The organism is Nocardioides sp. (assembly GCF_030655615.1).
Lineage (GTDB): Bacteria > Actinomycetota > Actinomycetes > Propionibacteriales > Nocardioidaceae > Nocardioides.
On the sequence record NZ_JAURVJ010000118.1, the window covers coordinates 1 to 12612 of the forward strand.

Sequence of the window (12612 nt, forward strand, 5' to 3'; positions counted from 1 at the left end):
GTCGAGGTCGACGGCGCGCTGCACGTGCTGGTCGTGCACGCCGGCCGCGTGCGCCGCTGCGTCGCCGGGACGACCGAAGCGGCTCTGGCGCTCACGCAGTCGGCGGCGTTCGCGCTGCGGCGGGCGGCGCGTGGTCGGCCCTTCACGCCGGGCGACCTGGGCCAGCGGCTGCAGGACGAGCTGCTCGGGTCCGCCGCACGGTGGATCCCCGACGGGCCGGTGACGGTGGTGCCGACCGGGCGGCTGCACGGGGTGCCGTGGGCGCTGCTGCCGGCGCTGGCCGGGCGGGCGTTCGGCGTGGTGCCGTCGGCCGGGCATTGGCTGCGCGCCCGCGCCGTCGTACCGCCCGCCGGTGGACGGCTCGCCCTGCTGTCCGGGCCCGGCCTGGGCACCGGTGGCGCCGAGGTCCCCGTCCTCGCGCGACGCCGACCGGACGCGTTGCTGCTGACGGGCCCGGCCACCACGGTCGAGGCCGCGATGGCCGCGCTCGACGGGGCGGGGCTGGCGCACGTGGCGGCGCACGGCCGGTTCCGGGCCGACAGCCCGCTGTTCTCGTCGCTCGAGATGGCCGACGGGCCGCTGACGGTGCACGACCTCGAGCGGCTCGGCGTGGCGCCCTACCGGCTGGTGCTGTCGGCCTGCGAGTCCGGCGTCCTGGCGCCGGTGGGGGCCGACGAGCTGCTGGGGCTGGCGTCCGCGCTGTTCGCGCTCGGCACCGCCGGCCTCGTCTGCAGCGTCGCCGAGGTCAACGACCAGGCCACGGCCGAGCTGATGGTCGACCTGCACACCCACCTCGACGCCGGCGCCGACCCGGCGGGCGCGCTCCTCGCGGTGCGGGAGGCACGGCCCGCCGACCCGACAGCGGCGTCGTTCGTGGCGCTCGGGGTCTAGCTCCCCGCGGGGTCGGTCGGGGCCGTCGGGCCGAGCTTGGACGCCGCACCCTCGACACTCCGCTTGATCAGCGCGTCGAGGTCGAGCCCGGTGGTGGTCTTGAGCATCGACAGCGTCTGGACGACGTTGTCGGTGACCTGCCGGGGGAGCGCACCGGCACCGTCGGTCGAGATGACGGTGAGGTTGTCGATCGCACCCATCGGGGCCGCGACCTCTCGGGCGATCTGGGGCAGTACCTCGATGAGCATCTGCAGGACCGCGGCGTCGTTGTAGTTGGCGAACGCCTCGGCCCGCTTGTCCATCGCCTGGGCCTCGGCCTGACCGACCGCCAGGGTCGAGGCGGCCTGTGCCTCGCCCTCGGCCCGGGTGGCGTCGGCCTCGGCCACGCGGCGGGCCTTCTCGGCCTCACCGCGACGGGCGCCCTCGATGGCCTCGGCCTCGGCGAGCGCCGTACGACGGGACTTCTCGGCCTCACCGGACAGGCGCGCCTCCTCCGCCTTGGCCTGCGCGTCGGCGATGGTCGCGGCCTTGCGCGCCTCGGCGCCGGCGATCTGGGCGTTGCGGTTGGCCTCGGCCTCCTGCTCGAGCTTGTAGCGGGCCGCGTCGGCCGGCTTGCGCACCTGGGTCTCGAGCTGGCGCTCGGTCAGGGACGCCTGGCGGACGGCGACCTTCTCCTGCTCGGTGAGGATCGCCTGGTCGCGGTCGGCCTGGGCGAGCGGTCCGGACGCCGCGGCCTGGGCCGACGCCGCGTCGGTCTCGGCCTTGATCTCTGCCTGCTTGAGCGCGAGCGTCCGCTGGGCGATCGCGATCTCCTGCTCGGCCGCGATCTGCGCCTGCTCGGCGGCCTGGCGAGCGTTGGCCTCGGCGATCTTGGCGGTCTGGCTGACCCGCGCGGCCTCCGGCCGGCCGAGGTCGGCGAGATAGCTGCCGTCGTCGGTGACGTCCTGGATCTGGAAGGTGTCGAGGATCAGGCCCTGGCCGGTGAGGGAGTTCTCGGACTCGTCGGCCACCCGCTGGGCGAACGCCGCCCGGTCACGGATGATCTGCTCGACCGTGAGCCCGCCGACGATGGAGCGCAGCGCGCCGGCGAGCACCTCCTGCGTGAAGGCCTCGACGTCCTGCTGCTGGCTGAGGAAGCGCTGCGCGGCGAGCCGGATCTGGTCGGCGTTGCCGCCGACCTTGACGATCGCGACGCCCTCGACGTTGAGCTTGATGCCCTGGCCGGAGACCGCGCCGCGGATCTGCACCGAGATGCGACGGCTGGAGAGGTCGAGCGTGGCCTGCTTCTGCACGAACGGGATGACGAACACCCCGCCGCCGAGCACGACCTTCTGGCCGGAGAGGTCGGTGCTCAGCTGGCCCGTCTCGGGGTTGAGCACCGCCTTGCCCTTGCGGCCGGTGATGATGAACGCCTGGTTGGGGCCGGCCACCTTGTAGCGGCTGGTGATCAGCAGCACGAGCAGCAGGACGAGGACGACGAGTCCGATCACGGGACCGAGGGCGGAGTCGAACATGAGGCTCCTTCTTGTTCTCTTGTGGTGGGGTCGTGCGGGTCCTACCCGCTGGGAGGCAGGGCACTCCAGAGCGGCGAGACGGTGACGGCGGTCGGGGACAGGACGCTGGTGACGTGGACCTGGGTGCCGGCGTCGAGCGGCAGGTCGGCGCGGGCGTTGAACCGCAGCGTGTGGCCGCCGAGGCGGACCTCGACCGAGCCGTAGCCGCCCTCCGGGACGGCCGAGAGGACCTTGCCCTCCTGGCCGACGACGTCGGCGGCGTCGGGCGTGTGGTCGGTGGCGCCGCCGCGGACCAGGCGGGTCAGCCACGCGGCCCCCGCGCCGAAGACGATCCCGGCCAGGACGCCGACCGCGACCGCGAGGCCGTCGGACGCGCCCGACTGCACGGCGATCGCGCCGCCGAAGCCGAGCGCGGAGACGAAGCCGCCGACGACCTCGGTCGAGAACCAGTCGGCGCCGAGCGCGTCGAGGGCGCCGCCGTGGAGGTCGCCCAGGACCAGGGAGACGACGATGACCACCAGTCCGACGACACCGAGGACGAGGAAGAGGGCCATGCCCCACTTTACTCCGGGTCCAGACGTCGAGTCGTCTGGTTCGTCCGGGGTGAGATGGCTGCGTACGTCGGCTGCGGGGGTCGCGACTCGGGCTCGACTCGGGCTCGCCGAGGGCTCGCCCGGCTCGAGCACCGTGTGGTGGCGCTCGGCGGCGCCGCAACTAGGCTGCCCGCATGAGTGAACCCCTCGCCGCCCGGGACGCCATCGCCGCGCTCCAGGGGCACGAGGCGTGGGCGATCATCCGGCGCTCGACGCGGGCCGGCGACAAGGACACGGTGGGGCTGATCGGGGGCCGGCGCAGCGAGGTCGGCTCGATCCTCGACGTACCGCTGGAGGAGGGGCCGCCGCAGGCGGGCCACATCGCCGACCGGCTGGTGGCGATCCCGTTCCGGCAGGTGGCCGAGCGCGGGTTCGAGGCCCACGACGACGGCACGCCCCTGGTGGTCGTCGACATCGAGACCGAGCAGGAGTTCTCGGTCGCCGAGGTCGTCGAGGCGATCGACGAGGTGCCGGTCGAGTTCTCCGACCGCGGCGGGTTCGAGACCGATGACGAGGAGTACGCCAAGCTCGTCGGCTCGATCATCGAGGACGAGATCGGCCAGGGCGAGGGCGCCAACCTCGTGGTCGGCCGCCACTACCGCGCCACCGTCGCCGACTGGGGCGCCGACAAGGCGCTCGCCGTCTTCCGCCGGCTCCTCGAGCGCGAGCGCGGCGCCTACTGGACCTACGTCTTCTTCACCGGCGACCGCTTCCTCATCGGGGCCAGCCCCGAGCGGCACGTCAGCGTCCACAACGGCGACGTCCGGATGAACCCGATCTCCGGCACGTTCCGCATCCCGGGCGAGGGCAACGCGCGCCAGCAGCTGCTGGACTTCCTCCACGACGAGAAGGAGATCTACGAGCTCTTCATGGTCGTCGACGAGGAGCTCAAGATGATGTGCGACATCTGCCACGAGGGCGGGCAGGTGCTCGGGCCGTTCCTCAAGCCGATGAGCCGCCTGGTGCACACCGAGTACCTCCTCGCCGGCCGCACCGACCGCGACCCGCGCGAGGTGCTCCGCGACACGATGTACGCCGCCACCGTGACCGGCAGCCCCGTCGAGAACGCGTGCCGGCTGATCAAGAAGTACGAGGCCGAGGGCCGCGGCTACTACGGCGCGGCGCTCGCGATCCTGGGGCGCGACGCCGAGGGCGGGCCGGTCGTCGACAGCCCCATCGTCATCCGCACCGCCGACGTCAAGCCCGACGGCCGCCTCACCGTCACGGCCGGGGCGACGCTGGTGCGCGACTCCGACGCGGCCTACGAGGTCGCCGAGACGCACGCCAAGGCCGGCGGCATCCTGTCGGCCTTCGGGCTGGTCCCGCCGGCGCCGGTGCCCGACGTCGACCTGGCCGAGCTCGTCAACGACGAGGACGTGCTGCTCGCCCTCAACGCCCGCAACCGGCGGCTCAGCGCGTTCTGGCTGCGCGACCAGATGGGCGCGCCGCCCGACCCGCGGCTGGCCGGGCGCCACGTCGTCATCCTCGACGGCGAGGACGACTTCGTGAACATGCTGCGCCACGTCCTGGGCGTCCTCGGCCTGACCTCCTCGGTCGTGCGCCACCAGGACTACGAGGCCGGCTGCCTCGACGCCGCCGACCTCGTCATCGTCGGGCCCGGGCCCGGCGACCCGCGCGACGACGCGGACCCCAAGATGGCCAAGCTGCGCCACGCCGTCGCGTGGCTGCTGGCCAAGCGCCGTCCGTTCCTCGCCGTCTGCCTCGGCCACCAGGCGCTGTGCCACGAGCTCGGGATCCCGCTGGCCTACAAGGACATCGTGTTCCAGGGCACCCAGTCCGAGGTCTCCTACGACGGGCGCCGCGAGCGGGTCGGGTTCTACAACACGTTCGTCGGCCGGCCGGCCGAGGGCGACGTCCTGCCCGACGGTGTCTCGGTCGACGTCGACGAGCCCACGGGCGACGTCCACCACCTGCGCGGCACGCACTACCGCGGCATCCAGTTCCACGCCGAGTCGATCCTCACCGAGCGGGGCTACGACCTGTTGCACGAGCTGGTCTCGGACCTGCTGCTCGACTGAGGCAATAGTCCGTCCAGGCCATGGCGGCCGTCCGGGCCGTGACGCAGGGTTGTCGCTCGTGACTCTCGCGCGCTCCTCCCGTCGGCCACTCCTCGTGCTCCTCGCCGGGTCCCTGGCGGCCACCTCCCTGTTCGGTACCTCGTCGTCCGTCGCCCGGGCCGACGACCCGGTGCCGCCCGAGCCCGACGCGGTGCTCGCGATCGCCGGGCCCACGACCGCCACGCTGGGTCGCGGCACCCACCTGGTCGCGACCGGCCGGGTGACCGAGAGCGCGGCGACCTACCGGTGGGACCTCGACGGCGACGGCCGCTACGAGCGCGACACGGCCTCGTCGCGCAGCGTCGACCTCGGCTTCGAGCGGGCCGGCCGTCGCGCGGTCGGCGTCCAGGCCACCGTCACCTCGGCGACGGGCAGCCCGGTCACCGAGACGGCGAGCCTCGCGGTCCGGGTACGCCGGCCCTCGACGGCCGCGATCCAGGTCAGCCCGCCCTACGCCGGTCCGGGCGACAAGGTCACGCTGAGCATGGCGACCCGCTCGGACGCGGGCGCCTTCCGCGCCTTCACCTGGCGCGTCGAGGGCGTCAAGCCGACCCGGACCACGGCGTCGCTGCCGCGGGCGACGGGCGGTGCCCGGGCCGCCGTGAGGGCGTTCGCCGGGGCCGACGTCGACCTCACCACCGCCGGCACCAACCTGGCGGTGACCACGAAGCCGTCGATCCAGGTGCGTCTGCCCCAGGGCGCCAAGCAGCTGGGCAAGACCCTCGACATCGTGGGCCGGGCGCTGGCCCCCGACGGCTCGATCGTCACGGCCGTCCGTCGTCTCAAGCTCGACGACCGCCGGCGCGGGCTCCCGTCGACGCCCTACCCGGAGAACAAGGTCGTCGACTGCCAGAACATGCCGCCGGGGGTGCCGTCGTACCCCTGCGCGCAGCTCACGGCCAGCGGCGACTTCGCCTCCGGCATCCCGGTCTACTTCACCAACAGCACCCCGACCGTCGAGGCGTGCATGCCCTACAAGGAGTTCCAGGCCGGCGGGTCGCCCTTCGCCAAGACCAAGATCAAGGAGAAGCAGAACCTCGGCTACCCCGCGCCGGAGGCGTTCACCCTCGACGGGTTCGACGTCCAGGCCGGCGCCGCCGTCGGCCACCGGGCCCAGCCGCGGGTCGGGCCGGGCGTCGCGGGGCGCGGCCAGCAGAAGTGCACCGACGTCGAGGGCGACACCCTGTCGTGGTCGTGGGGCGACGGCTCGACGTCGGAGGGCTACGACGGCATCGGCCACACCTTCGACGAGCCGGGCACCTACACGGTGACCATGACGACGACCGTCCCCTACTTCAAGACCAAGGGCGCGAAGCTGCTCACGGCCGTCAAGTACTTCAAGGCCCGGACGAGCACCAAGATCACCATCAGGCAGGGCTTCTGCGGCACGGTGTCCCTCAACGGCTACCCCGCGCGCTCGCGGCAGTACCGGACGTTCGGCTGCTGGGTGCCGTTCGCCAGCGCCGACGGCAGCCGCACGCTCTACCGCCCGCAGGAGGGCTACGGCGTCGACGTGGCCGGCCTCGGCGTCACCGAGGTCGACTGGGTCGACCCCGGTGCCGCCACCATCGTCGGCAAGGCCGGCAAGGGCCTCACCGCCCGGATGGCCGGCCGGTCGCCCGGCACCAGCGGCCAGGTCCTCAAGCCGGTCCTGACCGGTGCCCCGACGCTCGTCCTGCCGCCGCCGACGTACGACGCCCTGCTGGGTGACGCCGTGACCGCGCTCCCGCCGGCGCCGACCGCGCCGGGCAGCTACTTCGACGACGTCAAGGGGCTCAAGGTCGCCTCGGCACAGGCGTTCGTGTCCAGGACCGCACCGCCCCGGGTCGTGATGGCGCTCGACCTCCCGGACCCGCTCGGGGACAACACCCCGCCCGTGGTCGAGCAGGGCGAGTTCCTCAAGGAGTCGACGTCGAGCGGCAAGGCGGCGCCCGGCACCGGCACCGGCACCGGCACCGGCACCGGCACCGGCACTGGCACTGCGGCCAAGGACGCGCCGCCCGGCACGGACTTCTCCGTCGACCTCACCGACACCGACCTCGGGTCGTTCCGGATCACCCAGGGCGGCATCCACCACCGCACCGCCGGCGGCTGGATCGGCGACCTCGACGTCGACGTCGACGGCATCGGCGCCCTGCACGCGCCCTACAAGCCCGTCCCGGCGTCGACGGACACCACGACGGCGTGCCAGAACATCGACGGCCCGTCGGGCCTGGAGATCGACAAGAACGGCGGCTTCGTGTCCGGTGGGGCGCAGGCGACCTTCGCCCCGCAGCTCGCCATCGGCCCGCTCGGGCTGAGCTGCCTGGCCGTCGCCGGCTCGAGCACGCCGTTCGTGATGACCGGCAAGGCCCAGCTGACGGCGCCGTACGACGGCCCGATCTATCTCGACGCGTGCCTCGCCGCCTCGGTGCTCGAGGGCGGCCAGACGGCGTCCGGGTGCAACGGCAGCTACACCGCGCCCGAGGACTCGGTGTGGTTCCGCGCCTCCGGCGAGGCCAGCGTGCTCGGCAAGCTCCCGCTGGCGGACGCGTCCCTGGAGCTCCGGGCCTCGAAGCACTACCAGAGCGTGGCCTTCGGCGGGCACGTCTCCTACGACGCCGGGGCGTTCAAGCTCAGCGGCGGGGTCACCGGAGCGGTGGTCACGGCACCCGAGGTCGCCTTTGACCTGATCGGGTCGGTCGACCTCTGCCAGGTCAACCCCATCAAGAACATCTGCTTCGGGGTGCAGGGCGGCGTCTCGTCACGCGGCTTCGGCGCCTGCGCCAGCCTCGGCGGGTTCGTCTACTACTGGACGACCGGGCTCAAGCTCTTCTTCGCGTCCTGCGACCTGCGGGCCCGGATCGGCGTCCAGCGGACGATCCAGCGCCGGGCGGCCGGCACCGTCAGCACCGCTCCGGTGCCGGCCAACCTGGCGCGCGCGGCGTTCGTGGTGCACCGCGACGACGCGACCACGGGGGCACCCCTCGTGCGGCTCGACCTGCCGGGCGGCGGCTCGATCGTCGACGACGGCACGGTGCTGCAGGAGAAGCCCGGCTACACGATCGTGAAGTTCCCCGCCCAGGGCGTCACCTCCGTCACCGTCACCAAGCCCCAGGCCGGCACCTGGAAGGTCAACGGCCTCGACGGCGCGATCACCACCGAGCTCTGGACGCCGGACGTGGTCCCGAAGATCACCGGCAAGGTGACCGGCTCGGGCAACGCGCGGACGCTGGCCTACGACGCCACGCTCGCCCAGGGCGACTCGCTGGTCCTGACCGAGCGCGGCACCAACGGGACCCGGGTGATCAGCCGCACGACCAAGAGCGACGCCACGGTGGCGATCCCGCGCGCCGGTGCCGCCGGCAAGCGCGTCGTCGAGGCGATCGTCATCCGCAACGGCATCCCCTACCGCAAGATCACGATCGGCACCTACGGCGCTCCCTCGGGGGCGCGTCTCGCGGCGCCGGCGTCGGTCACCACGACCGCCGCCGGCACCGGCCTCCAGGTCAGCTGGCCGGCCGTGCCCGGCGCCCAGGGCTACGACGTCACCGCCCGCACCACCACCGGAAGGATCGTCTCGACCCACGTCACCGGTCGGTCGGTCCTGCTGTCGGGTCTCGGCCGGATCGCCGCCGGGTCGGTGTCGGTCGTCGCCGTCGGGCCCGCCGGGACGAGCAGCACGGGACGGACGGTCGCCCTGCGCCCGGTGGCGGCGGTGCGGCTGCGGCCCTGAGGGCTCCCGCGCGGGCCGGCGGGGCGTCGTACGGCGATAGCGTGAGGCCGTGCCGGCCGTCCCCGACGTCGTGGTGGTCGACCCCCACGACTCCTACACCTGGAACCTGGTGCACCTGGTCGCGTCGGTGACCGGCGTCCTGCCGGCCGTGGTGCAGCACGACGAGGTGACGGTCGGCGACGTGCTCGCCTTCGCGCACGTCGTGCTGTCGCCGGGACCCGGCTCCCCGGAGGTCGTGGCCGACTTCGCGGTCGGGCGCGAGGTGCTGCTCGCGGCGACCCGGCCGGTGCTGGGGGTCTGCCTCGGCATGCAGGGCCTCGTGACGGCGTACGGCGGGGTGGTCGAGCGCGTGACGCCGGCCCACGGCTCGGTGGCGCGGGTGCGGCACGACGGTCGGGGCGTCTTCGCCGGCGTGGCCGACGGGTTCGAGGCGGTGCGCTACCACTCGCTCGCGGCGGTGGCGGTGCCCGAGGCGCTCGAGGTCACGGCGCGGTCGGACGACGGCGTCGTGATGGGGGTGCGGCACCGCTCGCTGCCGCTCGAGGGCGTGCAGTTCCACCCCGAGTCGATCCTGTCGCAGCACGGTGCCGCACTGGTGGCGAACTTCCTGGCGGGCGTGCGGTGACGGTGACGAGGGCGGTGACGGCGGGGTGACAGGGGTCGAGGACTTCTTCGCCTCCGTGGCCGCGCGGCACCCGCGCTGCTTCTGGCTCGACGGCGGCGGAGCGCGGGCGTGGTCGGGGCGGCGCTCGATCGTGGGGTGGCTGGACTCCTCCGACGTGTCGCTGACCTACGCGGCGGCGTCCCGCGAGGTGACGCGGTGGGTCGACGGGCGCGGGGTGGTGGTCGGCGACGACGTGTTCGCGGCGCTCGAGGCCGAGCTGGCGACGTCGGGTGGGCGCGGGCAGTGGTTCGGCTACCTCGGCTACGCCGCCCGCCCCGACCTCCCCGCCGCCACCGACGGCTGGATGCCCGACGCGGTCTGGATGCGGCCGTCGCACGTCCGGCAGGTCGACCACGAGGTGGTCAGGGAGAACCGACCCTTGTCAGGGGTTGCAACCCCTGACAAGGGCCGGAATCCCCGGCCGGCCGGGGAATCCGACACCCCCCCGGGTATCTACCGAAACGCCTTCACCCGCGTCCAGGAGCACCTTCACGCCGGCAACACCTACGAGGTCAACCTGACCTACCGCGTCGCCACCGAGAGCCCGGGCGACCCCGCGTCGACGTACCTCCGGCTGCGCGAGCTCAACCCCGCGCCCTACGCCGGGTTCCTCCAGCACGACGTGGAGGGGGCGCGGGCGTGGCTGCTGAGCTCGAGCCCCGAGCGCTACGCCCTCGTCACGGCGGACCGGAGGTTGGAGACCAAGCCGATCAAGGGCACGACGCCGCGCGGGGCGACACCGGCCGAGGACGACGAGCTGCGGGTGCGGCTGGCGGAGGACCCCAAGTGCCGCGCCGAGAACCTGATGATCGTCGACCTCCTGCGCAACGACCTGGCGCAGGTGTGCGAGGTCGGCAGCGTCGAGGTGCCGGAGCTGATGGCGGTCGAGTCCTACGCGACCGTGCACCAGCTCGTGTCGACGGTCCGCGGGCGCCTGCGCGACGACGTGACGACGGTGGGGGCGCTGCGGGCGCTGTTCCCCGCCGGGTCGATGACGGGGGCGCCCAAGCTGCGGACGATGCAGGTGATCGGCGAGGTCGAGGCGACCCCGCGGGGGGCGTACGCCGGAGCGTTCGGCTGGGTCTCCGCCGACGGCCGGGCCGACCTCGGCGTCGTCATCCGCAGCCTGATGACCGCCGGCGACGGCGGCTGGCGGCTCGGCACCGGCGGCGGCATCACCGTCCTCAGCGACCTCGCCGAGGAGTGGGCCGAGTCGCGGGTCAAGGCCGAGCGGGTGCTGCGGGCCCTCCAGCCCGGATAGTCCCCCACGAACGGGATTCTGGAGTCGTTCAGGAATCCCGTTGGTCGGGGACTACCGCGGCTCAGCCGGTGAGACCCGACGACCCGGCGTTGGCGGCGAGCGCGGCCATCACCGACTCGATGCCGGCGCGGAGGGCCTTGCGGTCGAAGGGCTGCGGGTCGAGGACGTTGACGATCTGGACGAGGCGGCCGTTCTGGACGAACCCGGTGACCGCGATCGTGCCCTCGTCGACGTCGACGATGACGCGGGCCTCGTCGGCGCCGGGGATCGTCGGGGTCGAGACCGCCGTGTCCTCGTCACCCACCACGACGCCGAAGGTCGCGAGGAGCTCGGTGAGCGAGCCGACGTAGGCCTGGTAGTTGACGTCGACGACGGGGTCGCCGTCGGCCTGCGGGCTGAAGGTGCAGGTCGGGACCTCGGCGGTGCCGAGGCGGGTGGCGAAGGTCCCGCCGAAGATCCGGCCGACCTGCTGGGCGTCGAGGCCGCTGCACGGGTTCCAGGCCGGGGGGAGCGCCGAGGACGGCTCGGTCCGGGGCGCCGCCGCGTCGTCGTCGCCACCCCCTCCGCCGCAGCCCGCGGTCACGCCGATCGTCGCCAGGAGGACGGCGTAGACGACCGCCCTACGCACCGCTGCGGCCCGGCAGCTCGAGGACGAGCCGGGCGCCGCCGCCCGGGGCCTCGCCGGCCTCGACCCGGCCGGAGTGGCGCTCGGCGACCTGGCGGACGATCGACAGCCCGAGCCCGGAGCCCGGCATGGCGCGCGACTCCTCGGCGCGCCAGAACCGGTCGAAGACGTTCTCGCGGTCGGCCGCGGCGATGCCGGGGCCCTGGTCGTCGACGGTGAGGCGCCCGATCCCGTCGTGGGCCGTGAGCCGCACGGTGATGGTGCTGCCGGGCCGGCCCCACTTGGCGGCGTTGTCGAGCAGGTTGGTGACCGCGCGCTCCAAGGCGGGCGCCTCGCCGAAGACGGCCCAGTGCTGGGTGTCGACGTCGAAGGTCTTGTCGACCGCGCGGCGGCGGACCCGGGCGACGGAGACGTCGACGATCTCGCTCAGGTCGACCTCGCCGACGACCGGCGCGAGGGGCTCGTCGCGGGCGAGCTCGGTCAGGTCGCCGATGAGGGTGGTGAGCTCGTCGGTCTGGCCCTTGATGTCCTCGAGCAGCTCGGCGCGCATCGCCGGCTCGATGGCGATCTGCTCGTCGTCGGACTGCACGAGCAGGTCGACGTTGGTGCGCAGCGAGGTGAGCGGCGTCCGCAGCTCGTGGCCGGCGTCGGTGACCAGCTGGCGCTGGCGGTCGCGCGAGGCCGACAGGGCGGCCAGCATCTCGTTGAACGCCGTCGCGAGGCGGGCGATCTCGTCGTCACCCTCGACGGGGAGCGGGTCGAGCCGCTCGGTGCGGGCGATGGTCTCGACCAGGGTGGTGAGCCGGCGTACGGGGCGGAGTCCGCTGCGGGCCACGCCGAACCCGGCCAGGCTGGCGGCCACGACGCCCAGGAGCCCGAAGATGAGGGTCAGCCAGCCCAGCTTGGCCAGGAACTCCTCCTGGTCCTCGAGCGACTGCGCGATGATCAGCGCCTGGCCCTCCTGCGGGGCGGGGACGGTCACCATGCGGTAGCGCTCGCCGCCGACGACGACGGTGCGCACGCTCTGCGGGCTCTGGCGCGACGCGACCGCGATCTCGGCGTCGCCGACCGGGAGGTCGGTCTTGTTGACCAGCTCGGGCGAGGTGCCGGTCCGGATCCGTGCGAAGGTGACGTCGGCCGCGCCGAGGAGCTTGGGGTCGTAGTTCTTGGACTCGTCGAGGAGGAACCCGGCCGCCGCCGCGATCCGGGCCCGCTTGAGCAGCGAGGCGTCCTGCTGGTCCTGCAGCTGCATCCGGGCGATGACGTAGACG

9 protein-coding genes are annotated in these 12612 nt (G+C 73.6%); 5 read left to right on the top strand and 4 right to left on the bottom strand.

Features of this window, described 5'->3' with window-relative positions; translation table 11 throughout:
* Positions 1 to 891 (top strand): CHAT domain-containing protein (locus Q7T52_RS09735; protein WP_304801897.1); only part of this gene is annotated, 891 nt, incomplete at its 5' end.
* Here the strand turns inward: Q7T52_RS09735 and Q7T52_RS09740 are convergent.
* Together Q7T52_RS09740 and Q7T52_RS09745 are read right to left on the bottom strand one after the other, a co-directional pair.
* Positions 888 to 2405 carry a flotillin family protein gene (locus Q7T52_RS09740; RefSeq protein ID WP_304801899.1) on the bottom strand — a complete coding sequence of 506 codons (1518 nt, stop codon included), beginning with the start codon at positions 2403 to 2405 and terminating at the stop codon, positions 888 to 890. The two genes, Q7T52_RS09735 and Q7T52_RS09740, sit on opposite strands and share 4 nt — an antisense overlap.
* Before the next feature lie 41 nt (positions 2406 to 2446).
* Entirely contained in the window at positions 2447 to 2959 is a 513-nt protein-coding gene (locus Q7T52_RS09745) for an NfeD family protein (RefSeq protein WP_304801901.1), read from the bottom strand.
* A 173-nt stretch (positions 2960 to 3132) separates the two neighbouring features.
* Between Q7T52_RS09745 and Q7T52_RS09750 the strand changes: the two genes are divergently transcribed.
* The 4 genes from Q7T52_RS09750 to Q7T52_RS09765 are packed head-to-tail and all read left to right on the top strand — an operon-like array spanning position 3133 to position 10716.
* Positions 3133 to 5037 carry an anthranilate synthase family protein gene (locus Q7T52_RS09750; protein WP_304801903.1) on the top strand — a complete coding sequence of 635 codons (1905 nt, stop codon included), beginning with the start codon at positions 3133 to 3135 and terminating at the stop codon, positions 5035 to 5037.
* A gap of 58 nt (positions 5038 to 5095) precedes the next feature.
* Positions 5096 to 8791 (top strand): PKD domain-containing protein, encoded by a 3696-nt coding sequence (locus Q7T52_RS09755; RefSeq protein WP_304801905.1) that lies wholly within the window; start codon positions 5096 to 5098, stop codon positions 8789 to 8791.
* A 49-nt stretch (positions 8792 to 8840) separates the two neighbouring features.
* Entirely contained in the window at positions 8841 to 9416 is a 576-nt protein-coding gene (locus tag Q7T52_RS09760; RefSeq protein WP_304801907.1) for an aminodeoxychorismate/anthranilate synthase component II, read from the top strand.
* A 25-nt stretch (positions 9417 to 9441) separates the two neighbouring features.
* A complete protein-coding gene (locus tag Q7T52_RS09765; RefSeq protein ID WP_304801908.1) occupies positions 9442 to 10716 on the top strand; it encodes an anthranilate synthase component I family protein in 1275 nt (424 codons plus the stop codon).
* Between the two features lie 61 nt (positions 10717 to 10777).
* Here Q7T52_RS09765 and Q7T52_RS09770 read toward each other — a convergent pair whose 3' ends face one another.
* Entirely contained in the window at positions 10778 to 11344 is a 567-nt protein-coding gene (locus Q7T52_RS09770) for a hypothetical protein (protein WP_304801910.1), read from the bottom strand.
* Positions 11337 to 12612: HAMP domain-containing sensor histidine kinase (locus Q7T52_RS09775; RefSeq protein ID WP_304801912.1), on the bottom strand; the 1276-nt coding region annotated here is incomplete at its 5' end. The genes Q7T52_RS09770 and Q7T52_RS09775, both read right to left, overlap by 8 nt.

What these genes read in the sequence shown, in the direction of transcription:
- Q7T52_RS09750 (WP_304801903.1), top strand. Translation starts at nt 3,133, where the DNA reads ATGAGTGAACCCCTCGCCGCCCGGGACGCCATCGCCGCGCTCCAGGGG.
- Q7T52_RS09745 (WP_304801901.1), bottom strand. Translation starts at nt 2,959, where the DNA reads ATGGCCCTCTTCCTCGTCCTCGGTGTCGTCGGACTGGTGGTCATCGTC.
- Q7T52_RS09740 (WP_304801899.1), bottom strand. Translation starts at nt 2,405, where the DNA reads ATGTTCGACTCCGCCCTCGGTCCCGTGATCGGACTCGTCGTCCTCGTC.